This is a genomic window from Labilibaculum antarcticum, assembly GCF_002356295.1.
GTDB lineage: Bacteria > Bacteroidota > Bacteroidia > Bacteroidales > Marinifilaceae > Labilibaculum > Labilibaculum antarcticum.
Genome location: NZ_AP018042.1, coordinates 2,321,056 through 2,346,351 on the forward strand (window position 1 = coordinate 2,321,056; position 25,296 = coordinate 2,346,351).

The 25,296-nt window shown below is 35.1% G+C and carries 23 protein-coding genes and 2 tRNA genes; 5 read left to right on the forward strand and 20 right to left on the reverse strand.

Features of this window, described 5'->3' with window-relative positions; translation table 11 throughout:
• Positions 1–16 precede the first annotated feature (16 nt).
• The 15 genes from ALGA_RS09130 to ALGA_RS09200 form a co-directional block, all read right to left on the reverse strand.
• Positions 17–1,243 (reverse strand): murein hydrolase activator EnvC family protein, encoded by a 1,227-nt coding sequence (locus ALGA_RS09130; RefSeq protein WP_096429030.1) that lies wholly within the window; start codon positions 1,241–1,243, stop codon positions 17–19.
• Positions 1,244–1,250: 7 nt separating this feature from the next.
• The gene (locus tag ALGA_RS09135; RefSeq protein ID WP_096429031.1) at positions 1,251–2,114 is read right to left on the reverse strand and encodes a DUF4292 domain-containing protein; all 864 of its coding nucleotides are present in this window, start codon (positions 2,112–2,114) and stop codon (positions 1,251–1,253) included.
• Positions 2,104–3,876, reverse strand: coding sequence for a tetratricopeptide repeat protein (locus tag ALGA_RS09140; RefSeq protein ID WP_096429032.1), 1,773 nt, complete (start codon positions 3,874–3,876; stop codon positions 2,104–2,106). The genes ALGA_RS09135 and ALGA_RS09140 overlap by 11 nt, the downstream gene beginning before the upstream one ends.
• A gap of 6 nt (positions 3,877–3,882) precedes the next feature.
• On the reverse strand, positions 3,883–4,887 hold the full coding sequence (locus tag ALGA_RS09145; RefSeq protein WP_096429033.1) for a sugar phosphate nucleotidyltransferase: 1,005 nt from the start codon (positions 4,885–4,887) through the stop codon (positions 3,883–3,885).
• Between the two features lie 103 nt (positions 4,888–4,990).
• Positions 4,991–5,425: a dUTP diphosphatase gene (gene dut / locus ALGA_RS09150; protein WP_096433552.1), complete on the reverse strand. Its 435-nt coding sequence runs from the start codon at positions 5,423–5,425 to the stop codon at positions 4,991–4,993.
• A 189-nt stretch (positions 5,426–5,614) separates the two neighbouring features.
• Positions 5,615–7,108, reverse strand: coding sequence for an oligosaccharide flippase family protein (locus ALGA_RS09155; RefSeq protein ID WP_096429034.1), 1,494 nt, complete (start codon positions 7,106–7,108; stop codon positions 5,615–5,617).
• A 371-nt stretch (positions 7,109–7,479) separates the two neighbouring features.
• Positions 7,480–7,848, reverse strand: coding sequence for a YccF domain-containing protein (locus ALGA_RS09160; protein ID WP_096429035.1), 369 nt, complete (start codon positions 7,846–7,848; stop codon positions 7,480–7,482).
• 20 nt (positions 7,849–7,868) lie between these two features.
• Positions 7,869–8,861, reverse strand: coding sequence for a DUF3187 family protein (locus ALGA_RS09165; protein WP_096429036.1), 993 nt, complete (start codon positions 8,859–8,861; stop codon positions 7,869–7,871).
• A 48-nt stretch (positions 8,862–8,909) separates the two neighbouring features.
• Positions 8,910–9,857, reverse strand: coding sequence for an ROK family protein (locus ALGA_RS09170; protein WP_096429037.1), 948 nt, complete (start codon positions 9,855–9,857; stop codon positions 8,910–8,912).
• A 19-nt stretch (positions 9,858–9,876) separates the two neighbouring features.
• Positions 9,877–11,169, reverse strand: a complete 1,293-nt coding sequence (locus ALGA_RS09175; protein ID WP_096429038.1) for an HlyD family secretion protein — start codon at positions 11,167–11,169, stop codon at positions 9,877–9,879.
• Between the two features lie 57 nt (positions 11,170–11,226).
• Positions 11,227–11,592, reverse strand: a complete 366-nt coding sequence (locus tag ALGA_RS09180; RefSeq protein WP_096429039.1) for a four helix bundle protein — start codon at positions 11,590–11,592, stop codon at positions 11,227–11,229.
• Between the two features lie 41 nt (positions 11,593–11,633).
• A complete protein-coding gene (locus ALGA_RS09185) occupies positions 11,634–13,841 on the reverse strand; it encodes a peptidase domain-containing ABC transporter (protein ID WP_096433554.1) in 2,208 nt (735 codons plus the stop codon).
• A 90-nt stretch (positions 13,842–13,931) separates the two neighbouring features.
• Positions 13,932–14,132 (reverse strand): hypothetical protein, encoded by a 201-nt coding sequence (locus ALGA_RS09190; RefSeq protein ID WP_145957602.1) that lies wholly within the window; start codon positions 14,130–14,132, stop codon positions 13,932–13,934.
• Positions 14,133–14,234: 102 nt separating this feature from the next.
• Positions 14,235–14,783, reverse strand: coding sequence for a transposase (locus ALGA_RS09195; RefSeq protein WP_096429041.1), 549 nt, complete (start codon positions 14,781–14,783; stop codon positions 14,235–14,237).
• 330 nt (positions 14,784–15,113) lie between these two features.
• Positions 15,114–15,818, reverse strand: a complete 705-nt coding sequence (locus ALGA_RS09200; RefSeq protein WP_096429042.1) for a Crp/Fnr family transcriptional regulator — start codon at positions 15,816–15,818, stop codon at positions 15,114–15,116.
• 210 nt (positions 15,819–16,028) lie between these two features.
• Here ALGA_RS09200 and ALGA_RS09205 point away from each other — a divergent pair, with 210 nt between their 5' ends.
• The gene (locus ALGA_RS09205) at positions 16,029–16,448 is read left to right on the forward strand and encodes an OsmC family protein (protein WP_096429043.1); all 420 of its coding nucleotides are present in this window, start codon (positions 16,029–16,031) and stop codon (positions 16,446–16,448) included.
• 501 nt (positions 16,449–16,949) lie between these two features.
• On the opposite strand, the gene pheS is transcribed toward ALGA_RS09205, so the two are convergent.
• The 4 genes from pheS to ALGA_RS09225 all read right to left on the reverse strand — a co-directional run bounded on the left by pheS (position 16,950) and on the right by ALGA_RS09225 (position 20,212).
• The gene (gene pheS, locus ALGA_RS09210; protein WP_096429044.1) at positions 16,950–17,972 is read right to left on the reverse strand and encodes a phenylalanine--tRNA ligase subunit alpha; all 1,023 of its coding nucleotides are present in this window, start codon (positions 17,970–17,972) and stop codon (positions 16,950–16,952) included.
• Between the two features lie 99 nt (positions 17,973–18,071).
• Positions 18,072–18,896 carry a peptidylprolyl isomerase gene (locus ALGA_RS09215; RefSeq protein ID WP_162845418.1) on the reverse strand — a complete coding sequence of 275 codons (825 nt, stop codon included), beginning with the start codon at positions 18,894–18,896 and terminating at the stop codon, positions 18,072–18,074.
• 109 nt (positions 18,897–19,005) lie between these two features.
• Positions 19,006–19,818 (reverse strand): peptidylprolyl isomerase, encoded by an 813-nt coding sequence (locus ALGA_RS09220; protein ID WP_096429046.1) that lies wholly within the window; start codon positions 19,816–19,818, stop codon positions 19,006–19,008.
• A 31-nt stretch (positions 19,819–19,849) separates the two neighbouring features.
• Positions 19,850–20,212: a hypothetical protein gene (locus ALGA_RS09225; RefSeq protein WP_096429047.1), complete on the reverse strand. Its 363-nt coding sequence runs from the start codon at positions 20,210–20,212 to the stop codon at positions 19,850–19,852.
• A gap of 140 nt (positions 20,213–20,352) precedes the next feature.
• Between ALGA_RS09225 and ALGA_RS09230 the strand changes: the two genes are divergently transcribed.
• The 4 genes from ALGA_RS09230 to ALGA_RS09245 all read left to right on the forward strand — a co-directional run bounded on the left by ALGA_RS09230 (position 20,353) and on the right by ALGA_RS09245 (position 22,165).
• A tRNA-Val gene (locus ALGA_RS09230) sits at positions 20,353–20,427 on the forward strand.
• 29 nt (positions 20,428–20,456) lie between these two features.
• Positions 20,457–20,531: transfer RNA gene (locus ALGA_RS09235), tRNA-Val, on the forward strand.
• A gap of 325 nt (positions 20,532–20,856) precedes the next feature.
• Positions 20,857–21,423, forward strand: coding sequence for an RNA polymerase sigma factor (locus ALGA_RS09240; protein WP_096429048.1), 567 nt, complete (start codon positions 20,857–20,859; stop codon positions 21,421–21,423).
• Positions 21,395–22,165 (forward strand): tetratricopeptide repeat protein, encoded by a 771-nt coding sequence (locus ALGA_RS09245; RefSeq protein WP_096429049.1) that lies wholly within the window; start codon positions 21,395–21,397, stop codon positions 22,163–22,165. Before ALGA_RS09240 ends, ALGA_RS09245 begins: the two co-directional genes overlap by 29 nt.
• A 272-nt stretch (positions 22,166–22,437) precedes the next feature.
• On the opposite strand, the gene ALGA_RS09250 is transcribed toward ALGA_RS09245, so the two are convergent.
• On the reverse strand, positions 22,438–25,281 hold the full coding sequence (locus ALGA_RS09250; RefSeq protein WP_096429050.1) for a CHAT domain-containing protein: 2,844 nt from the start codon (positions 25,279–25,281) through the stop codon (positions 22,438–22,440).
• Positions 25,282–25,296 lie beyond the last annotated feature (15 nt).

Consider the following 25,296-nt stretch of genomic DNA (forward strand, 5'->3'; position numbering starts at 1 on the left):
CTACTACGTAAAAGAGTTAATTACGATACAACCACAAGGAAGGATCTAATTTTGTGCTCCCTTTCCATAGTTGGAATTTAAGAACTGTTTGGCTTTGCGCCTGATCGGTGTAAACCACACCAATTTTTTCTTTGGAAGTAACGGTATCTCCTTTTTTAACTGCTACCGTCGAGAGATTTGAATAGACTGAGAAAAACTCACCATGGCGAATAATTATCACATTGTTTAGTCCTGGCATCGATAGAATATGAGTGACTTCGCCTTTAAAAATAGAGCGACACTCCGCTTTTGTATCGGTGGTAATATTAACACCATCGTTTCGAACATTAACATGCTTAAGTACGGCATGCTTGTGTTGTCCAAACTTCTCTGAAATAAAACCTGTTTTTGTAGGCCAAGGCAATTTGCCTTTATTTTTATCAAATGAATCAGAGAGAATTTTTTCTTCGGGTGTTAAACCGTATTTTCCTCCACCATTATTCTTTTTCGACGCTAACTTTGCCTGATTTTCAATGATTTTCTGAATTTCATTTTCGAGTTTCCTAGTATAACGCTGTTGTTTATTCAAGTCATCTCGAAGTTGTCTCTCTCGCTGTTTCAATTTTGAAACAATCTCAGATTGCTGAGACTTCTCTTGCGCTAAACTCGTATTCTCCTTTGTTTTTTCTGACAATAAAATAACTTTTTCATTCTTGGCAGCTTTTAAATGCAATAAAGTTGCATCCAGAGTATCTTTTTTAACAGCAATCATCTTCCCTTGTTTCCTAGTATATTCAGAGAATTGCTGTAAGTATTTGTAGCGTTTATATGCTTGATTGAAATCCTTTGAGGACAGCAAAAACATCAATTTTTCGTGTGAATTTCTTTGCTTGTATGCATACTGAACTACCTTCGCATATTGTTGCTTTAGTTTCTTCAAATCTTCCTCTAAGCCCTTTACATCAGCATTAGTTTTGCTGATTTGGGATCCCATATATGAAATTTCATTTTCTATGGATTGGATCAAAGCCTGACGGGCCTTTATCCTTTGATTCAGAAGATTTAATTGCCCAAGACTAACATTTTTGTTCTTTAACGTATTAGTTAGAAGAGTATTGGTATAAGCAATATCTTTAGCATTCTGCTCTTTCCTTTTCTTGAGTGTAGAAATATTATTCTGAGACAGGGCATCTACTGAAAATAAAAACAGAAGACCAATCACTAAATAAAATATTTTACCCTTTGTAATTTTGCTTATTCCCATAGTGGTTTTATGGATAAATTCGATCGTATTTATCAGGAATTGTAAACGAAAACCTCAGCTTTTCATCAAATGTTATCTTATTAAATTTAATGTTACAAGATAATAAATGTTTTGGATCCTTAACTTCAAAATTCAATCGTTGAGGAAACTTCCTGTTCTGAAAAACGGTAAAGTCACGATACTTAATTGATATTTCTCTGGAAGTATCGAACTCTTTCACAAAGATATCAGTAATTCTCATTAGTAAGGGCTCGATATCAATTCTTTGATAATTATACTTATCTAGCTTATCCAGCTTATCCTTTTTTAATTTCCGATCAATTTTCCTCGCTTTTTCTGATATGAAAACATACTTATTCCCAATTATTTTCCCATTGAAAGATCTAATAAAAGCCTTCTCTTTCTCCTCATTATCAAGCTTAAAAATTGAATTGGTAAGAATACTCTGAAATGAATCAAAATCCAAATCCAAATTTAGCTTTTCCGAAAAGAAATCAAAACCATCAATAAGATAGGTCTTTTTAAGACGATCAATCATTTTTACCGAATCGGGGGTAATCAGTATGCGAGCTACTGGTATGCCAACTGTGGCCGAAATATCAATCCAAATGATACTGTCTTTTTCTATTTTAATGGAACCTTTAAAACTTTTTGAGATTCCATCTACAGAAAAATTAGCAGCAAATCGCTTTACGTATAAAGTTTGATAATTTAGGCTACTATCTATTAATCCACTATAAAGTTTATTATCCGACATTGTCTTTGCCTTCTCAACCCCTAACTTATAAAAAGATTTACAAGAAAACTGAAAAAGGGCAATAATGATTACCAGAACCCTCAAAGTAGTTTTTAAATATATTCTATTGCTCATTTTGTTCTATCTCATCAGGAATAATGCCTGTTTTAACTTTTTCAGCCAAATACTCCGAGCCTTCTCCTATTTCAATTGCTTTTTTCCACTCTTCAAGAGCCTTGTCAGAATCACCCAATCGAAAAAGAATATCTCCGTAGTGCTCAACAATTACAGCAGATTCTCCGCCACCAAACTCCAGTGCTTTCTCCAATATTGTCTTGGCTTCTTTAAACTCTCCCAATCGATACAATACCCATCCATGAGTATCAAGATATGTTGAATTTTCGGCCTCCAGATCAACACAAAGTGAGCTCATTTTTTTAGCTTTTTCAAGCTCTTCACCTCTCACTGATAAATAGTAACTGTAGTTATTCAATACAATCACATTTTGTGGCTCAAACGACAATACCTCATCATATGATTTGAATGCTTTTTTGGCCTCACCCATTTGATAGTAGGAATCTCCAAGATAAGTTTGAAACTGAACTCGTAACTTTACATTATCACCAATATAGGAAAAACCCTCTTCCAATGTTTGAATTGCTGTTTTATAATCTTCTTTTTGAGCTGCCGCAACACCTTTAAAAATATAAAGAAGTGGCTGATCTGGAAAATATTTTAATGCTTCCGAACTTTCTTTCAACATGCTTTCAAAATCCAGCAATTCATTGTCAATCAAAAGTAATTCTTCCCAAACCACATAATTGGTCTTTTCTTCTTCCAGAACTTTCCTTAAGTGATATCGTGCACCTTCATTGTCTTTTCTCTTTCTAAGAAAATCAGCATAAAGAGCATGCACTCTAACCTGACCTGGGTGAATTTCAACTAATTTATCCAGTAATCCTTTTAAATATTCATCAGACATACTCTCCTGATCTCCATTCATAAGAATCGAAATGAGAAATTGGATTTTTTGATCAGCCTCTATTTCAGAATTTCCGAATGCTTTGGCAAGAGAAACATTACTCTTTTCTATTTCCCCTTTACGTCGGTAGAAATCAGCCAAATAAAAGTGAACCAACCCATTATCCGGATCAATTTTCAATATTTTTTCATACTGGTCAAATGCTTTACCTTCTTCTTTATCGGCCAGGTATAAATCTGCAAGTATCCCATAAAAATCAGCACGATATGGATGTTTTTTTATCAGTTTTTGAATCTCAGCATAAGCCATTTTTTTATTTCCAGCAGCCAGATACAGGCGTTGCTTTTCCAAAGAAACTCCTTCTTGAATCCCTTCTTTTTTCTCCAAACGATCATATACCTCAATCGCTTTGTCGAATTTTTCAACTGAAGCAAAAATAGCCGCCTGCAAATAGTAAAAGTCCTTCCGTTCCGGATGCAATTCTATTAAATCATCATACACAGCACAAGCCTGATCCATCATGCCCTTTTTCTGATAAATATTTGCCAGTTGAATCTGATACCAAATATTTAATGGTTGCAATGCAACGGCTCCTCTTGAAAGTTCCAATGCACTGCTAAAATCGTCCTGACTCATATAGATATTTGCCAATTCGTATCGAACCACAGCACTGGTTGGATCAATTTTAAGACATGTTGCATACAAAGAAAGTCCTTTATCCAACTCTTGAAGCAAAATAGCCTTTGTCGCCTCGGTAAAAGCAAAATCAAACTCTAATTTTTGTGCTTCTGTCAACTTTACTTCTTTCTGTATTTTATCTTTTTTAGGCACTAAAACAGCTCCTTCTGTTATCACAGGAGTTGTTGCCATACAAGCAAAAAGAATTGCTATCCAAAATTTACATCCCACCTTCATCCGTCTTTATTTTGAGAAGGTCGCAAAATCTCCAACATTCCACTCCGAAACTTCACCTTGTATATCAACATAATTACCTATCATGGAGTTTTCAAGATTCAAGTTTTCAAGATTTGAATTTCGCTGAATAATAGAGTTGCGAACCAAAGTATTACTAACTGTCGTATTGGCACCAACCGAAACATGAGGCCCAATTACCGAATTTTTAATTTTCACATTTTCTCCGATGTAACATGGAGATATTATAATGGAATTTTCTGCTGTTGAAGAGGAACAAACCAATTCATCACCTTTGTGGTATTCCAATATTCTTTGATTTGTATGAATAGTTGCATCCTTATTTCCACAATCCATCCATTCAATTACTTGACCCGGTTTAAATGAAAGCCCTTTATTCTTCATGTTCTCCAGGGCATCTGTAAGCTGATATTCACCATTTACAACCACTTCATTATCCATCAGGTATTTCAATTCATCTCTTAGGTTATCACCATCTTTAAAGTAATAAATACCTATAATTGCTAAATCAGAAACAAAGTCTTTTGGCTTTTCAATAAAGTCAGTGATGTTGTTTTTGCCATCAATTTTAACAACTCCAAAGGCCGAGGGATCTTCTACTTTCTGCACCCAAATCACACTATCCGCTTCAGCATCCAAAACAAAATCGGCTTTAAACAATGTATCTGCGAAAGCAACTACTACCTTACCCGATAAAGATGGTGCCGCGCAATAAATTGCATGAGCTGTACCCAATGCTTCTTCCTGATGATAAATGCTCGCTTTAGCCCCAATATTTTCAGCAATACCACGTAATATATCTTCAACATCCTTGCCAAAATCACCAATAATAAAAGCGATTTCATCAATCGCTTCATCCGAAACTTTTGCAATTTCCTCAACAAGACGCTGAACAATAGGTTTTCCTGCAATTGGAATTAAAGGTTTTGGTACGGTTAAAGTGTGAGGACGCATGCGTTTCCCCATTCCTGCCATTGGAACAATTATTTTCATTTGTTATAATATATTGTAGTAGTGAATTGTAAAATAACTAAAAACAAGATCAAATGTACAGTTTTGCAATTTGTTTTGATCCAAATTAATAATTTTTAACGCATTAAGATTTTCCCGTGTGTCCAAATCCTCCTGCGCCTCTTTCTGATGCTTCCAAGTCTTCAACCGGCTCCCAACTTACTGTTTCATGAGCAGCAACAACCATTTGGCAAATTCTATCTCCATCTTTAATCTCTACAAGGGTATTTGAAAGATTAGCAAGAATCACTCCAATTTCTCCACGGTAATCTGCATCAATGGTGCCTGGTGTATTTAATACTGTCACCCCTTCTTTTAGGGCCATGCCCGAACGCGGACGAATTTGAGCTTCGAATCCTGCCGGTAACTCTATAAATAATCCGGTTTTAATTAATTTACGTTCCAAAGATTTTAAAAATACCGGTTCGTTTAGATTTGCTCTAAGATCCATACCTGCAGATAATTCTGTGCTATATTTAGGCAGATCGTGTTTTGATTTATTAACGATTTTCACTTTCATATGTTTATAATTGTATGTTTTTGCCATATGGAACTTACCATGCTGAGATAATCATCTCCTTTATGTCAAAATCGCTTTGGCATGGACGTTTCATATGAATGACAATTGCTTGAAGAATATTACACTTTTTTTCGAGTGGCTAAGATACATTTTTCAAAACTCTTATAAAAGGTTGAGAAAAGGTCTTGATTATTTTCTACTCTTGCTTACTCCAATCAGTTTTCCCAAAGAACCCCACAATCGCTCTTTTTGAATAACCACAACACCAAACAGCAATAGTAATGGGGTTTTAGCGGCCATTTTTAGCCATTGATTTTCGATACCTATATAAGTGCTAGCGATAAAAACGACCAAAGCAAGAAATAAATAAAACAGAATTCTCTTTAAATCGTACTGTACCGGATAATACTTTTGCCCAGCAAGGTAGGATATTACAGTTATTGTGAAAAAACAGGCGAGAACAGAATAAGCAGCTCCCATATATCCAAACTTGGGGACCAGAAGAATATTTAAAACAACGGTGATTATTGTGCCAATAATTGCAATGTAAGCACCAAAACGCGTATTATCCGTTAGTTTGTACCATAAGGATAAAGAGAAGAATATCCCAAAAAATAAATTTGCCAGAAGTACATATGGAACAATTTTAAGCCCCTCATGGTAACTGGAATCAATCAGAATTTTCACAATATCCAGATAAAACATTACGCTAAGGAAAATAATTAAACCAAATATTACGAAATATTTTAACACATCTGCATACACCTGTTTTGAATTTTTCTCTTTTGCCTGCGAGAAGAAAAAAGGCTCAAAAGAATATCGGAAAGCCTGTATAAACAGTGTCATAATAACAGCAAGCTTGTAATTTGCACCATATATTCCGGTCTGATAAAATGGATTTTGAGCTTCAGGAATTAACTCAGGCATAATCATTTTATCCAAATTGATATTCAGAGTGCCGCAGATACTTACGATTAAAATAGGTGAAGAATAACCAAGTATCTTAAAAAGCAATTTACGATCAAGCCTAAATTGAACCTTTAAAATATCCGGAAGTAATAAAAGTAAATTAATGAAGCTTGAGACAAATATTGCCAGAAAAATATATCCAATTCCAAATTCAGGATTCCATATTTTTGTAATTGGGAATTCAGGAAAATTATTGTAAATCCACGGACATAATAGTAAGAAGAACAGATTGATCCCCAAATTGACTCCTATGTTGATCAGTTTTAAACCGGCATAACGAACAGCCCGGTTCTCCTGACGTAATTTTGCAAATGGTAAAGATGTGATGGCATCGAAAGCCAAGGTTAATGCCAATAAAATAATATAACTCTTGTTTGCCGGAATATCCAAATAAAGTGACAGAGGATTTAAGAAGCTTGCAATTGCAATCAAAAACAATACACTTGTGACTATTAAGGAAATAAAACTTGTCGAGAAAGTCAGATCGCTCTCCTTCTCCTTGCTGGCAAATCGAAAATAGCCCGTCTCCATACCATAAGTCAATACAACTAACAGTATTGCTACATATGACATTAAATTAGTGACAATACCATACTGTTCCGGGATAAACAGATTCGTATACAATGGTACCAATAACCAATTTAGTAATCGGCCGATTATAGAACTGGCGCCATATATCACGGTTTCACCGGCAAGTTTTTTAAGTGGATTCAAATCGAGCGAATTATTGTGTTAATGGTTGGCAAATATATGATAATTTTATTTTCCATTTTTTGAAAGTGTCTGAAAATGAATACATAGATGTTCCACGTGGAGCAATTTTTAATTTTCGATCAAAAAAAAGACCAACCGGTATTTATATCAAAACTAAATAAGGCTACACAAACGTTTTCGGTGGCTGTGTTTGATAATTAAAGTCTTGTAACCGACTCAAACACTTTTTTATACCGATTATTTTTTTCACTTTTGTTGCCATACGCGTTAAGGAACGTTTATGTTAGTGTTTGTTGTTTAAGTATTTTGTGAAAATCCTGGCCTTTGGGTCAGGATTCTTTTTTTATAGAAGTTTGTGTTTTCCAAAGCAACTATCGGATACTTTTACCAAAAGGTGTTAAAGCGAAACCCGCCAACTTAACATGCTGCACTGCAAATGGAATCCCAATTATTGTGATTGCAAATACCAATGCAAATAACAAATGGGTTATCGCAATCCATATTCCTCCGATTACAATCCATATCACATTCAATAAGATACTTAAGCATCCCCCTGCGTGTTCGTTGTACTCAACTTTTTGACCAAACGGAGCCAATCCAAGTACTGACAGCTGAATGATTTTCAATCCGAAAGGAATACCAACGATAGTTAAACACATTAAAAAACCACAGATAATATATTCTAAGAAAATGAATATTCCTCCAAAAATTATCCATATAATATTGCCAATTAAACTCATAACTATATTATTTATATATATTAAAACTGATATGATACTCCTACCTGCAGAACAAAATCAGGTGCTGTATTAACAATGATGTCCTCCACAAAGGCAAAGGATATAGCTAAATCTTTTGCAACAAAATAATCCAGTCCGAGAACCAATTGTGCAGATGCCTTTCCTAATTGTTTGGTATATGACTTTTCGTACAGACTCGTATGAAAATCGAGTTGTGACTTTAAATACCAATTATCGTTCGCATTAAAAGCCAAACCAATACTTCCAAAACCAACGTTACGAGTTACTTTATTTGCTAGCAATGCTCCTGTGCCAATTCGTAAGTAACCTCCCGAATAGTAAAAGGAAAACTCTTTCCTTTCAGGAGTTGAATTAATCATTCCTGTAATCTGAAATCCAAAATCGCTGGTTCCACTACCCACTAAATTTGTTTTATTTCCGGTTGGCAACTTCAAGAAAGAACGAAAAGAAACATCGTGATTTGGATTTTGTACAATGGGTGTTCCCAAAGAAATACTAACATCTCCAAAACTAAGTTTACTTTCACTCATTTGGAAAACGATCTCTTTTTCTTCCATAAAAAAGTAATTTAAACTATAATATGGCATCAAATCCCTTGACTTCCCAGGTAAATTAAAAGCATCGTGCCAATTACTAATAAAAGAATCCATAACCCCACTGGAATGTTTAACCACTGGAATAGCTATACCAATTTCCAACTTCGAAAACAGACCGTAACTTAGAAATAGCTCATTTCTGTACATTTCTCCATCCAGGTATATGGCTTCTTCATTTATTTGAGCACTTGTAGCATTATTAGCAATGCTAAAATAGTTACCGAACCAGAATGCATTTTTCTCGAGAATTGAACCTCCTGGATTGGTTGGAATCCCAAAAAAATGAACCAGAGGACTTTGATTATGAGTTTGAAACGGTTTCACCAATTTCTGACCAAGAGCGTAATTAGTGAGTAATATAAATCCAAGAAAAAGAAGTACCTGTGGCTTTCTCATGTGTGTTTCTAGGCAGATTAATTTGATCAAAGGTATCAAATCTATTAATTATTCCACAACTTTCCATACCAAAGCCGCGGCTCCCATAACACCCGAATTTCCTTTTACTGAAGAAATTTTTAATTGTGTTTTTCCCTGAAAGACAGAGAGTAGATTTTCTTCCATATGGTATTGTGTTGGCTTTAAAACTAAATCACCTGCTCTCGATAAACCTCCTGCCAGAAATATAGCTTCAGGATTATTTAATGCAACAACATTTGCCAATGCAATTCCCAAAATCTTACCTGTAAACTCAAAAGCTTCCAATGCAATTTGATCCCCGGCATAAGCTGCGGCAGCCAATCTTCTAGCACTCAAATTATTGAATGGTATATTTCTCAAATCACTTACACAACAATATTTTGCAAAAAGCTTACTTACAGTTCTTTTAATTCCGGTAGCCGATACATAAGTTTCCAAACAACCCAATCTTCCACATCCGCAATGCCTGCCTTCCGGACGAACAATCATATGTCCCATCTCACCGGCAAAACCAGTATGACCATATACTAATTCACCATTTACAACTATTCCAGATCCTAATCCTGTTCCTAAAGTTAAAACCATAAAATTTTTCATTCCTACAGCAGCACCAAACATCATTTCGGCCATAGCCGATGCATTGGCATCATTTGTAACGAAAACAGGGACATTAATTTTTTGATTGAGAAGTTTACCCAATTCAAATTTACCTTTCCAGGGTAAGTTGGGAGCATTTTGGATGCATTGGTCAAAATAATTTGCATTCGGAGCTCCCACTCCAATTCCAATCAACTCGCAATTTAATTTATTGGTAAGTCCGTTTATCCTGTTGCACAACTCATCAATAAACACATCAAATAATTGGTATCGCTTGGTAAAAATAGAATCCTCGATAAGGATACTTCCATTTTTATCAACCAAACCAAAAACTGTGTTCGTTCCTCCGATGTCTATTCCAACAGCAAGTCTTTGCATAAAAAGTGATTTAATAAAACTACAGACGTTCCTTAATCAACGATCGAATTGGATTAAAAATACGTTGCAACAAGCGATAGTCTTCTGTAATTATTTCGGCCTGACCTTCAATTTGCTGTGCAAAATCCAACTCAATACCATAATTGGTCATTAGGCCGTTTGGAAAATCAACATCCAAACTGTATTTCTGATCTTCAGGTACTTTCGATATGGAGCGAATGGTTCCTTCCAGCATCCCGTATTCAAGATAAGGATAATTATCAAGTTTTATATTCACCCTCTGTCCAATTTTGACCTTGCCGGCTCCCTGCACTCCCAATTCAACTCTGGCAATAATTTTAGTAGAGTCTGAAGGCAATACAGTAAAAACCCTCTCTCCTGTCTTCACATTTTGATTGGAGCTGTAAAAACGATTGAAACTAACCTTTCCATTAATGGGAGTAATTAATACATACTTTTGTTCCCAAATGTTGATTTGAGCTTTTAGGTTATCGAAGGATTGAATGAGCAAATTCTGCAATTCCTTTCGCTCATTTTCCTTATTCAATTCCAAATCTATAATTTGTTGATCCACTTCAGAAATACTAATCTGAGTAGAAGCCAATGAAGAACGGGTACCCTGAAAAGCATAACTCTGTTCCAAGTATTTTTTACGGGCATTTTGAAGGTCTGATTGCGAGATTACACCTCGCGTAAATAAGGATGAATCCCGGGTAAACTGCTTTTTTGAAATTGCCAATTCACTTTCAGAAATTACTTTTTGTTGGTATTGTCGATCGTAGTAAAGGTTGTATTTACTAATTTGATCACGGTAAGAGGCAATTTTTCGATCGTAATAATCCAAATCGAAAAAACGTTGGTAGTCAACATACGATTTTAAGAAACCATTGTAGTACGATTGTATTTCACCCAAACGAAAATTACCTTCCAATAAATTGGATTTAATGCCATCAACACCTGTTAGATGTTCATGAAATTCACTCATTTTCGTTTTCAAAACAAAAACATCATCATTAACGGCCGGATTCTCAATAATAGCCAAAAGATCTCCTTTTTTCACTTCCTGATTATCTGCAACATACAGGTTTTGAATCTGTCCCGACGATCTGGCAACCAATTCGGCAGGTGGATTCAAGGTTGTAAGAACCAATTTGGACTGTATAATATCCGGATAACGGAAAAACCAACTCCCAATTACCAAAGCAAAAATAACGACAAAGAAAAGAGTTGTTCCACTGCGAATGATCCAATTGGGCATTCGTTCCAAAATCTCTTTTACTTCATCTGATCGTAATTCTATGTTACTATCCATCAATTAATAATTAATAATGAGTAATTAATAATTAAAACAGAACTCTCAAGCTCTCATCTATTTATCCTGACTCAAATTACTTTTACTCGTTTCTATAATTTTCGACAAAAGCTTTAAAATCTCTTCGCAATCCAGAATTAAAGATTCAAACATTTTATCGTCAATATATTCGGTATCTTTTAATAATCTTAACCAATAATGTGTTTCTCGTGCTTCCTTAAATGAGATATGTAATTTGGCAATAAAATCTTTTTTAGATATTCCGCCTAAAGCTTCTTCAATATTTGCACCAACCGATGTCCCACATCTTAAAATTTGCTTTGAAAGAACATATTCATGCTTATTACTCTTTAAAAATTTATATAAATTAATAATACGAACACTAAATTGATAAGATTTATCATTAACAGGGTTCGGTTTCATATTAAATTTTTAATTATTAATTCCCAATTATTAATTAATTTCTAGTTTCCCAGCTCAAGCTGATTCTTCACCAATTGATAATAGGCTCCCTTTAATTTTGTAAGATTCTCGTGAGTTCCCTCCTCAACAATTTTTCCCTTATCCAAAACGATAATTTTATCGGCACTTCGAACTGTACTCAATCGATGGGCAACAACAACAACGGTTCTTCCTTTATTAAATTCATCCAAATTATTCATGATTGCCTTTTCGTTGTTTGCATCCAAGGCATTGGTCGCTTCATCGAAGAACAAAAATTTTGGGTTTTTATAGACTGCCCTGGCAATTAAAATCCGTTGCTTTTGCCCCTGACTTAAGCCATGACCGTTGGCACCAATTCTTGTGTTGTACCGCAATGGCAGACTTTCAATGAACATATCGATACAGGCAACCTGAACGGCATACAACAATCTCTTTTTATCAATATTCTCAACTCCAACGGCAACGTTTTTAGCGATGGTATCCGAAAAGATAAAACCATCCTGCATAACCACACCGCAATTCTGCCGCCACATCGATGAACTGTAATTTTCGAGAGTGACTCCACCCAAGGAAATCCTTCCTTTTGTAGTTGGATAAAATCCCAACATCAGCTTAATTAAAGTAGTTTTTCCGCTACCCGATGCACCAACAATTGCAGTGGTTTTTCCATCTTCTATCTTCAAATTAACATCATCGAGAACCATTTCGGAATGTGGACCTTCGTATTGGAAGAATACCTTTTCGATGTCAATGGCCTTTTCTTCGGGAATCTCTGTTAAGCGATCCTCATTTGGCATTTCTTCCTCCTTCATCTCGTGAATTTCACCCAATCGCTCGAGCGATATTTTAGCATCCTGCCACGAATGAATAAACTGCACCAAATTATCAAGCGGGGAATTCAATTGACCCAAAATGTACGACACCGCCAACATCATACCCAAAGTCATGCCGCCATCGAGTACCGACTTGGCCGCTAAAAAGGTGATGATGATATTCTTAGTTTCGTTGAAGAAAATGGAACCTGAAACCTGATACTGATTCAAAGCCAGACCTTTGGTTCTCACTTTAAACAATTCAGCTTGTATTTGCTCCCACTCCCAACGCTTTTGTTTCTCGCAGTTGTTCAGCTTAATTTCCTGCATTCCGGTGATTAACTGCACCAATGAATTCTGATTGTTCGAAAGTTGAGCAAATCGTTTTCCATCCAATTCTCGGCGCTTTCGCAGAAAAAGATTCACCCAAATGATATACAAAAGCGATCCAACTACAAAAACAAAAAAGATTTGCATGTCGTAAATGGCCAAAACAATTCCAAAAATCACCAAGTTAACCATCGAAAACAGGATGCTTAAGGTTGATGATGTGAGGAAATTTTCGATTCGGGTATGATCTTGTATCCGCTGCAGCAAATCTCCAATCATCTTGATATCGAAAAAGCCAATTGGCAATTTCATTAACTTGATTAGGAAATCGGAGATCAATGAAATATTAATTCGGGTTGATATGTGTAAGAGTATCCAGCTTCGAATGAATTCCACAGACATTCGCGAAATGAATAGTACCAATTGGGCAATCAGCACCAAATAGATAAAACTCAGGTTCTGCGTATTGATACCTACATCGACAATGGATTGGGTAAGGAATGGAAAAATTAATTGCAGCATACTGCCAAACAACATTCCCAATACCAACTGCACCAAAAATTTCTTGTAAGGTCTCAGATATTGAAGCAAAAAAGTAAAACTCTTTTTATGGGAAAGATCCTCGTCGCCCTGAGCGTAAAAATCGGGTGTGGTTTCAACCAACAAACACAATCCTTTTAGCTCTCCCTGACTTTGTGTACTTGCCCACGACTTAATAAATTCCTCTTTGGTAAATTTCAACAATCCGGAAGCCGGATCGGCAACATGAACCGTTGTTTTTTTCTTTTTTACCTCTATTTTGTGAACCACCACAAAGTGATTTTGTCCCCAATGGCAAATAGCTGGCAGTGCAGCGTCGTTTTGGAGCTGCTCGTAGCTGATGCGCACCCCCATGGTTCGCAGGCCAATGCTTTCCGCCGCATCGGCAATGCCCATCATCGAAACTCCTTCGCGGGTAATGTGCGATTTATCGCGTAAAGATTGAAGGCTGAAATTCTTACCAAAGTGAGCGGCAATCATACGCAGGCAAGTCGGGCCACAATCCATGGCATCCAATTGGCGGAAATGGGGGAATTTTTTCTTCAAGGCAGAATGGTAATTAGTCAATTTATTATCGTGAAGCTAAAAATAGGGAAAAATGTTGGAACGGACTAAACAGTGAATTTATATTAGTCACTAAAATGTAAATTCAAAAAATTTGTTTTTATACTCACCCCGTTTCCGGGGATTATTATTGATATAATTTGCGATTCGAAGGTATTCCTGATCATCGCGAATGATGTGATCGTGAAATCGTTCCGGCCATTCAAAATCAGAATCTATTTTTCGCGCCTCTTTTCTTACGGCCGATTTATAGGATCGGAGGATGCTAGCCAATGATCCTTTTTTTAGGGGATATGGCCGCCATTTTTTTATTTTTGGAATCCGATCCATCCTTTACAGACGTTGCATGCAACGTCTCTATCACGCATTTTGCAATTATTCATTAAATTTATCATCGTCCCATTTCCGGGGATTATTATTGATGTAATTTTCGATTCGGTGGTATTCCGGCTCATCGCGAATGATGTGATCGTGAAAACGTTCCTGCCATTCAAAATCAGGATCTATTTTTCTCGCTTCTTTTGTTACGGCCGATTTATAGGATCGGAGGATGCTGGCCAATGATCCTTTTTTAGGGGATATGGCCGCAATTTTTTTATTTTTGGAATCCGATCCATCTAGCACAGACGTTGCATGCAACGTCTCTTCTGCAATATTCGATATTTCGATAATGCCATGCACATGATTAGGCATCACTACAAAGGCGTGCAATTTTACAAATGGGAAATGATTGGGAATCCCGAACCAAAATTGATGGGCCAGCTTGCCAATTTCAGATAATTCCATTTTCTGATCAGTAATAGAACCAAAAAACCACTGCCTGTTATGACTACAGATGGTCACGAAATAGCTGCCTTCGTTGGAATAATTCCACCACACAGCACGAGCCGAGGGGATTCGGTATTTGTTTTGGAATTTTTTCATTTTAATTATCTAATGGTAAAGTGCCCCATGAAAGTAAATATATTCCCAGATTCACCCAAATTAAAAATGCACATTAATGTTAATTGAACACAGTGTTATGGGTTAACAGAAATAAAAAGATCAGTGTTAATAATATTCGTAGATAATATTTTAAATTCGAATAGTACCTATTTGATAATTAAAGACTCTATACAATTGATCTGGTTCTTCGAACGTACTCGTTATTAATTGGTAAACTCGAAATCAGTTACTAATTGCTTTGGAAAAAACAATACAAAAAACCCCATCCAGGAAACCAGATGGGGTTGAAATATTTTTTAAAAACAGAGCTTAAACGATACCGCCCACTTTTTTAAGTGCTTTACTGTTTATAATTTTAATTTTACGCCCGTTAAGTTCAATTAACTTGTCGGATTTAAACTCCGACAACAAACGAATTACCGATTCGGTTGCCGTTCCTACCATATTGGCAAGTTCTTCGCGGGTTAGAGCTATTTTAAGCGTACCCTCCGCGCTTAATCCAAAGGTTACTTCCAATTGAATTAAAATCTCGGCTAAGCGTTCGCGTACGGTTTTTTGAGCAATATCAGTAATATAGTCGTTTGCTTCACCCAGTTCTTTGCAAGTGATTTGCATTAATTCCATCGCAAACTCTGAATTTTCCCGTATCAACTTTGTCAATACATTTCCGGGTATAAAACAAACCACTGCATCTTCTATCACTTTTGCTGAAGTGCAAGCACGCTCTTTACTCAACACAGAACGAAAACCGATTAAATCGCATTCTTTTGCAAACCGAATAATTTGTTCCTTCCCTTCCAAACCTGTTTTAAAAACTTTTAAAACACCCGAAAAAAGAAAATAACATCCTTTGGCCGAATCACCTTCCGAATAGATAATACTACCTCTTTTATAAAAATGAACATCTTCATCCCAAAACAATAGATTCTTATCTTCTACCTTCAGATTTTGAAATCTTTCACCGAACTTCTCGGCTAACTGATTGCAATTTGGAAGAATTGGATTCTGCTTCATTAAATTCAAATTAAAACTGAAATCAATACTACTAATTCAATAACAATTCCTTTTCTCGAACTTCCACACACAACTAAATGTTTAAAAAATTATTTGGTTCGAAGGCTTTTTCCTACTTTTATTACAAATCGTTTTCGATTTGTAATAAGGTCAAATATACAAATTTAGTTATACATATAGCACAGTTAAAAGGACAAAAATACAGCAATTATGAAGCACAAAGTAGAACTATCATGGCTGGGAAACCTTGCCTTCGAAACAAATATGGATGGTCATAAAATGATTACCGACGCTGGAATTGAATTTGGCGGTGAGGATAAAGGTCTTCGGCCAAAAAAGCTGATGCTAACCGCATTAGCAGGGTGTACGGGCATCGATACGGCGTTAATTGTAAAGAAAATGAGGCTGGATATTACAGATATTAAAGTATCGGTAGAAGGTGAGTTAACCGAAAGTCAGCCCACTTACTATAAAAATATGCACATTACCTATGAATTCTTTGGCAAGGATCTACCTCATAAAAAATTGGAGCGGGCCGTTAAAATTTCCGAAGAATCGCAATGCGGCGTAAGCGCAATGTACAAGCAGGTAATTCCTGTTACTTCCGAGATTATTTATCATGAAGAGTAAAAAACATCTTGAAAGGTCTGGGAAAGTCGAAGCGTCCAATAGTCGAAAGGTCAAACAGTCCTTAGTTTTCTAATTAAGGTGTAATTGCAAAAGAAAAGCTCATTTATTCTTTTCCCCCTGGCTTTAGACCGGGGATTAATAAAAAAGGAAAACTTGAAAAGTGGAAGAGTTCAACAATCTAAAGGTCAGACAGTCCGTAGTATTCTATTGAAAAACTCGTTTATTCTTTGCTCCGTGGCTTTAGTCCGGGGATTAATAAAAAAAGAAAACTTGAAAAGTCGAAGAGTCCAACAGTCAAAAGGTCAAACAGTCCGCAGCATACTATTGAAAAGCTCATTTATTCTTTGCCCGTGGCTTTAGCCCGGATTATCTAGACAAAAGAGTCTCGAATAGTCCAATAGTCCAATAGTCCAAAAAATAAAAAAGTGCCTCTCCGAATGAAGGGCACTTTTTATTTTTATCGTGTAAGATTATCTCAAGTCTAAAAACTCTATCCGTTTTCTAGAATCCTGCGGCAGAAAATTGTTCCAGGAAGCGAATGTCGTTCTCGAAGAACAAACGCAGATCTTTAATGCCGTATTTCAGCATGGTGATTCTTTCAATTCCCATTCCCAATGCAAAGCCTGTATATTTTTTATTATCAATTCCATTTAATTCCAAAACATTCGGATCAACCATACCGCAACCCAAAATCTCTAACCAACCGGTTCCTTTGCACACATTACAGCCCTTTCCGCCACAAAGTGAACAAGTAACATCAACCTCGGCCGATGGCTCTGTAAACGGGAAGTATGATGGTCGCAATCTAATTTCTGTTTTCTCTCCAAAAAATTCTTTCGCGAAATAAGTCAATGTTTGCTTCAAATCGGCAAATGATACGTTCTCGTCGATATACAAACATTCAATTTGGTGAAAGATACAATGTGCTCGTGCCGAAATAGCTTCGTTACGAAAAACACGACCTGGCGTTAAGCAACGAATTGGCAATTCCATTTCAGACATATCATGCGCCTGAACCGAAGAGGTATGTGTACGCAAAATTACATCCGGATTTTTTTCGATGAAGAAAGTATCTTGCATATCACGTGCAGGATGCTCATCAGGAAAATTTAATGCCGAAAAGTTATGCCAATCATCTTCAATCTCCGGACCTTCGGAAATGGTGAATCCCAGGCGAGAAAATATTTCGGTAATTTCATTTTTCACCAAAGAAAGCGGATGGCGGGAACCCAACTTAACCGCATCTCCCGATAAAGTCAAATCCAAACCTGACTTTCCAAAATCAAGATTGGTGAAACTATCTTTAAGAGAATTTACTATATCCAAAGCAGTTGTCTTCAACTCGTTAAGAGCCTGTCCGACAGCTTTTTTCTGCTCGTTTGGAACATCCTTAAAATCTGCAAACAAAACAGCAATACTACCTTTTTTACTAAGGTGCTTGATTCTAAATTGTTCAACTTCCTCTAGTGTAGTTGCCGAAAATCCATTCAACTCCTCCAATAAATTCTTTATTTTGTCTAACATATTTTTAATCTTTTGAAATCCGATAGTCGGCAAAGTTACAAAAAGTTTTTTCTCCTTGTTACTGAGGATTCTATTTTAGACTGAAGATTCCTAAATTATTTAGTATTCCAGAATTTTCACTTTCATTTTTACATCCTGAAACGGTCGGTCATTTTCATCTGTTTCCAAATCAACAATCTTATCCAAAACATCCAATCCTTCTACTACTTCCCCAAAAACAGTATAATTCCCATCAAGATGCGGAACACCGCCAATCGTTGTGTAGGCTTTCCGACGTGCCTCCGAAAATTCCAGTTTTAAATTGGAACTATTGTATGCAAATTCAATAGACCCCTTAATCGTCTTGGCAATGGCTCTAAACTCGTCAACTTTATCAGCTTTTTTCAAAGAATCCAAAACGGCCCTTTTATCTAAAGTTAAATACCGTTTAACGATTCGCTTTCGCAAAGGAACATTCACTTCTTTCTCCATCAGTGTCAATTCCTCATCAGAAAAAACTCTGCCGTGAGCAATATAAAATTGAGAAATATCCGATTCTTTAAAAATATTCACATTATCGGGCTTTCGAGGTGCAGCAATAGCTCCCTTTTTATGAAAAAACTTTTTATTAAACTCTGATTCAATGGTTCTGTTCGAACTACCATAACCAATCATCTTTCCTGCCGGTGCATTTCTGGAATCCTGCGAGCCACCCTGAGCCACAAAACCCTTTATCACCCGGTAAAACAGCGTTCCATCGAAATGACCGTTTTCTATCAATTGAAGAAAATTCTGCCGATGCTTTGGGGTTTCTTTGTAAAGCATCAATTTGATATTCCCCATATTGGTTTCAATCAAAATAATCGAATTCGTAGCTTGCCCAAATGTTAGCTTAGTGATTAGAATAATTACAATTGCTAAAAATACTTTCTTACTGAAATTCATTGATTTCCTTCTTTTAAAATTTGCACTAAGATAAATATCATGCGATTGAAACCAAAAAAAGCTTTGCATTCATTGCAAAGCTCTTTCTTCTATCATTAAAACAGCAGGTTTATTTTAAAATTTTAATTTTCATTGATATGTCTTTCAATGGGCGATCGAAATCATCTTTCTCAACTCTTGCTATGGAATCAATTAAATCCATTCCCTCGATAACTTCACCAAAAACCGTGTAATTTCCATCCAAATGAGGAATTCCACCAACAGTAGTATAGGCTTCAATTTGCTGTTTACTTAAAACAATTTTCTCCAAATTAAACATTGAATCAACTTCAAATTTAATGTGATCAATTGCCTCTGTCAACTTCTCCAACTCCCCTTCCATTTGACATTTGGAAAGAAATTCAGCTTTTTCCATTTGCACCTTCTTGAAAATAGAACTCCTTAGTTTTCCGTTCAGCTTCGTTTGTAAAGTATCCAATTCACCAACAGTGTAAACCTTTCCTTGTACAATATAAAATTGGGAACCCGCTGATTTCTTTTCCGGATTCACATCATCACCTTCTCGTGCGGCAGCCAAAACCCCCCGCTTGTGAAATAAACCGTTTTTAATTTCTGCAGGTATCTGATAGCCCGGACCGCCTTCGCCCAATCGCTCACCTGATTTTGCACTTTTTGAATCAGGATCCCCACCTTGAATCATGAATCCATCTATCACCCGATGAAATAGAGTACCGTCAAAGAATTTATCATGAGTTAATTTTACAAAATTATCTCGATGAACAGGCGTTTCATCATATAAACGAATTTTCAGATTTCCATATTCCGTTTCGACTTCAACAACTCTATCTTTTTTACCCAGCTCCAATTTTTTCTGGCAGGATATAAAAAGAAAAACAATAAAGATGTAAATGAGATTTTTCATAGGTAATGATCAGTTTTTTTAATGTTTGTATCTAGCGTTTATTTTCAGTTTCTAAATAATCGTTCTCTTTGAAATATTCTACAATCGAAGATTTAAGTAATAACTCTTCCTTTTCCTTGGAAAAAGGGGGAACCATTTTATTCTTTTTGAAAACCGGCCATTGATTTTCATCATACCCATCAATTTGATAGTAATTCCACTTCATCAACAAAGTACAAGTTGCTAAATTGATATGATCCATCTTTTCGTCCTTTTCATACTTCTCCTGAAAGCCTTTTCCTCGCTCCTGTATCCCAATAAGTAGTAAAGTTCCATTTAAATCGGCATCCACATTAAAATCTTCAGAAATTTTATATAAAATTTTGTTCCAGTCGCTTTCTAAATTATTATCCATAGTATCAATTTTTTATGAGTGTTAAAAGTAAAGATTTCTGTTCATAATGGCACCTCTAAAAAATATATTTTCACATTTTTAATTATTCTACTTGGAGATAAAATAATTCCATCCTATATTTGCATCGCTTTTAAGGGCAAGGGCGATTAGCTCAGTTGGTTCAGAGCACTTGGTTTACACCCAAGGGGTCATAGGTTCGAATCCTATATCGCCCACTATAAAAAGCAAACTATTCCCAATATTCGGGCGATTAGCTCAGTTGGTTCAGAGCACTTGGTTTACACCCAAGGGGTCATAGGTTCGAATCCTATATCGCCCACGAAAAGATCAGATTTTCTAATGAAAATCTGATCTTTTTTTTTACCATAAATTGTCCATTCATAAATCTTTTTATGACATCTACCGTATATAAATTCAAATTGATTAAAAAGTCAAACTTTTAGAAACATTTAAGTTTCTAAGAAAATTGTATATTGCGTCGATTTATGTTAAAAAATCATCATTTTTATTTAAAATCATCATTTTTATTTTAATTTTATTAATCACTTGATCAGTCACTTACACAGAAAAGTGCACTTTTTTTACTTTTTTTTACTTTTTGAGGGTTACCTTTTAGTCAATAAGGGAATAAAGGGATAGGAAATATGGATTACACTACGGAAGCGATACTTGAGGGAATCAGCATGAGCAATAATGATGTATTAAATTACATCTACAGCAAATTCTTCCCAAGTATTCGAAATTATATAGAAAACAATAACGGCAACGAAGAAGATGCAAGAGATCTTTTTCAAGAGGCCATTATCGTAATCTACCGTAAAATGAAAAAAGAACCGCTGGTTCTGAATTGTAATTTTAAAACTTATATCTATTCTGTTTGCAGACTTTTATGGTTGAAGCAACTTGAAAAAAGAAAAAATAGCAATGAAATTAGTTCAGAAGCTATTTTGGACAATAGATTGGATGAAGCAACAGAGACCTATGATCAAACCGAAAGGTATAGGCTGTATCAGAAACACTTCAAACTTCTTGGTCCTGATTGCAAGCAATTGCTTCAATTAACTCTTGAAAAAGTTTCCTTAAAGGAAATATCCGAAATTATGGGATATAAGAGTGAGAAGTATGCAAAAAAGAAAAAATATCAGTGCAAACAAACATTGATAGAAAGCATTAAAAGTGATAATGAATTTAAAGAAGTATATGATGGATGACATGAATTTTGACCGTATCGAGGATTTTCTTGACGGTGATCTGACAGAAAACCAATTAAAGGAGTTCGAGAAAGACTTACTCGAAGACTTGGATCTTCAAATGGAGCTTGACCTTCACACGGAGGTTAATGAGGCCATAATAGAACAAGACGTTATGGATCTTAGAAGTAAATTAGAGGCGATTGAAACCCCTCACAATCCTGCTGAAAAGCGAAAGCTGAAATTTTTGACTAAGTGGAATATTACAGCGGCATCTCTGGCCTTAGTAATTGGTTTGGGAAGTTTAATGTATATACTAAACAATCCATCTACTTATTCAAACGATAAAGTTTTTAGCAATTACTATAAGCCTTACAATGTTGTTGTCAACACTCGTTCGTCAGATGTCATGATTGATAATCTATTGGTAACGGCTTTAAAAAGTTATGAAACTAAAGATTATCGAACTGCATTAACTTTATTCAAGAAAATACTGGATAAAGACAGTACGAACATCACCGGTAATTTTTATTCAGGTATCTCGAATATTGAAATTAATGAATATTCAAAAGCGAATAAGAACTTCACCAGAGTGCTAAAGCATAAGAATAACCTGTTTATAGAGCAATCTGAATGGTATCTTGGTTTTTGTTACCTCATGACCAATGAGAAAGAAAAAGCTCTTAAGCAATTCCATGTAATTGCCCAGGGAAATAGTTTCTATAAGACGAAAGCTTTAGAAATAATCAACAGACTGGAATAGATCACTTCATCATTCATCCAAATAAAGTAAGCCATCCAATTAAATTGGGTGGCATTTTTTATGATGTTAAAAGCTTAGCAAAAAGCTAGTAGGATCGAGAAAATATCACAACACAAACTGATAAGTATGACCTTACAGAGTGTTTATTCATATTCCGTAACTTCTATATACTGAAGTAGAATTGAAGATACATAAGAAACAAAAGCAGTCTTAATAAATTTAAATACACTAAGCTTATGTTTTTTATCGTACAAAAAATGGGTTTAATAATATTAGGCGACTGATTTACGTCTTAACTTCTTTCGGAATAGTAGTAGAAAAATGATTCCAACAGATCCAAATGCAAAATACATTAGTTTATTTACCAGGCTATCATCGTATAATGGATCCACATCACCTAATGTCACATATCCCGACCAAAAATAAGGATGGGATTTTAATGAATCGGCAGTTTTTAAATACTCCAATTTTGCTTGACGGAGCGCATCATCTTTGTGCAAGCCTTGAGATAAAAAAGTATAGAAGTTACTCATTAAATTTGATCCTGTCTTGTCCTCTACAGTCCACAAAGTCATGATTACACTTGGACAGCCGGCATAAAAGAAACCTCGCGCCAAACTCATTACTCCTTCTCCTTTCAACAACTTACCATCTCCCGTGTTACATGCACTCAAAACAACCATTCTTGCATTAAAATTCATGTTATAAATTTCATGCGTATTTAAAAGACCGTCTTCAATTGTATCTGAATTTTGCGTAAAAACCAATTTGGAATACATCGGATTTTCATCATCAATTATGGTATGCATTGCCAGATGTAATACATCGTAATTACTTGCATTTGCTTTAAAATTAGCTTCGGTGGCCAAATCATCAACAAACAAATCTCCATGAATCACATTTGAAATATTATTAACCTCTTCCTTAACACCAGGCAATGGATATAATTTATCGCGGTAAGATCTTTCAGTAAATAATATTGAATCATTCACACCTTCGTAAGAAGGAGCAAAAGCCAAAACCGATTTGGAAGAAAAAACACCATAACTAGTAGAATGATTTTTAAAACCCAAAGTAGCCGAATTGTGATATGTAATTGTATTCTCTTTTATTAAATATTCCAGGTTTCTATAATTCATTGTTGTAGAATCGGCTTCCTTAGTTAAAAGAACACCAAACGGAATGTAAGCCATTTTATCATCAGGAACTATAAGAAGATTTTTACCTGAAAGCAGACTATCTTTTCCACTCAATAAATACTGATACAATTGATAAGCCGATCTTGTATATCTTTTATAATAATCAGCACTATTATTAGAAAAATCATTCGTTTTTAAACAATTACGAACTTCCTCAAGATGATAATCGAATGTATCTTTTACTATTTTTTGTCGCTCTAATTCAAAACTTGATTTGGAAATAATAAACGAAAATAAGGCAGAATCGGATATGGAATATTCAATAAGCACATCATTATCATCTAATCTACTTTGTAAGTCCTCAATAGTAATGGTTTTGGTATCATACTTTAAGGAATAATACTCCGGATAATCTTCCTCAAAATTCAAAACCATTTGATTGTATTCCTCATTTAAATTGAAAAGTACATTTTGCCATCCACTAATTGAATCACGATTTGGAGTTTGCTTTCTTTTTTCATCATGAACGAATTCACGGTATTTAGCAATATTCAGTTTTAAATCTCTTTCCTGCTCCTGCAATTCGATAGAAATACCCCCAAAATTTTTAGCATTTACATCATTCAAGGAAGATAGTAAACTAGCCGACTTTGATCGCTCAGCGTATCGAAAAGCTTTTTCTTTGTACTTTACATCTTTAGTAAGTTGATACAATTCAACAGCGATTTCGATAGCTTCGGTATACGTATCTTTTTCGTTTTTAGACAAAGCAAATTTGCTCTCTTCGTCCTGATAGGCAATTCGAATGTTATCAATTATATCCAAACAAAGATCATAGGTCTGTAAACTGTAATCCAAATCAGGAATACTATTAGTCTTGCTATATAATTCCTGTAAAGTATTTGCTTTGGGTTTTAAAATTTCTAAAATGGAAAGCTGCGGATCCAATTCATCCATGCTAGGATTGATATAAACAGTGCTGTTGTTAAAATTATCCGTTTCAGCAATTAAGGCCTTTTGATAATACTTTAAAGCATTTAAATGATCATTTCTTTTAGAATAATAATCCCCAAAATTCTTCAAGCAATGGGCAGTATCCGGATGCTTTCCTCCAAAGTTTTTTACATATACATCATATGCAAGGTTTAGATAAGAAAGAACTTTATCACTATTTCCAATTTGATCCTGAAAAACAGCATAATTCAAATAATAATCGCCTAATAAATAGAAATGAAACCCATTTATTTCTTTTACTTCAGAAATACTTTTTTGATAGTAACTATCAGCTTCTTCGTAATTTCCTAACTTTTTATAACAATTAGCAATAATATTTCTTGTAGTTGAAGTATTTCCTGTTTTTTGCTTTGTTTTTATATTTAATGTTTTCAATAAATACGTCAGAGCTTCAGAATAGAGTTTCTTTTTATAATATATTACTCCTAGGTTATGATATAATTGCGATTCCCATTTTGAACCATTTACTATATCAATCAGAGATAATGATTTCTTATAATAATTTTCCGCCTTAATTAAATCTTCATAATCATTATAAATATTTCCTTTGTTAATGTAAATTGGAATTAATTTATTTGAATTTTGACTATACTCAGCAATAGTAAAAATCTCTGCTTCATTATAAAACTCTATAGCCCTTTTTCTATCTCCAACTCGATTCAGTAAAACACCAAAGTTTACGTAAGTTCTATAAATCAAATTTTTATCAGACAAACCTCCCTTATTAATAGTAAGTATCGCATTCTCGAAAGATTGAATTGAAAAATCAAATTCACCCTTCTTTAAAAATCCAACCGCTCTATCAAACTGCACTTGCAGTAATGAATCAGGGTTCACTTTTTCAACTGGGAAATGCTTTTCTAAGTCTGAATTAGACTTAGAATTAGTGCTCCCACTAAAGAGAAAGAGAAGAAAAAGAGGAAAAAGAGGATAAATAAGAATTTTTTTTAGAAAATTTTTCACGCTAGCGTAGAGTTT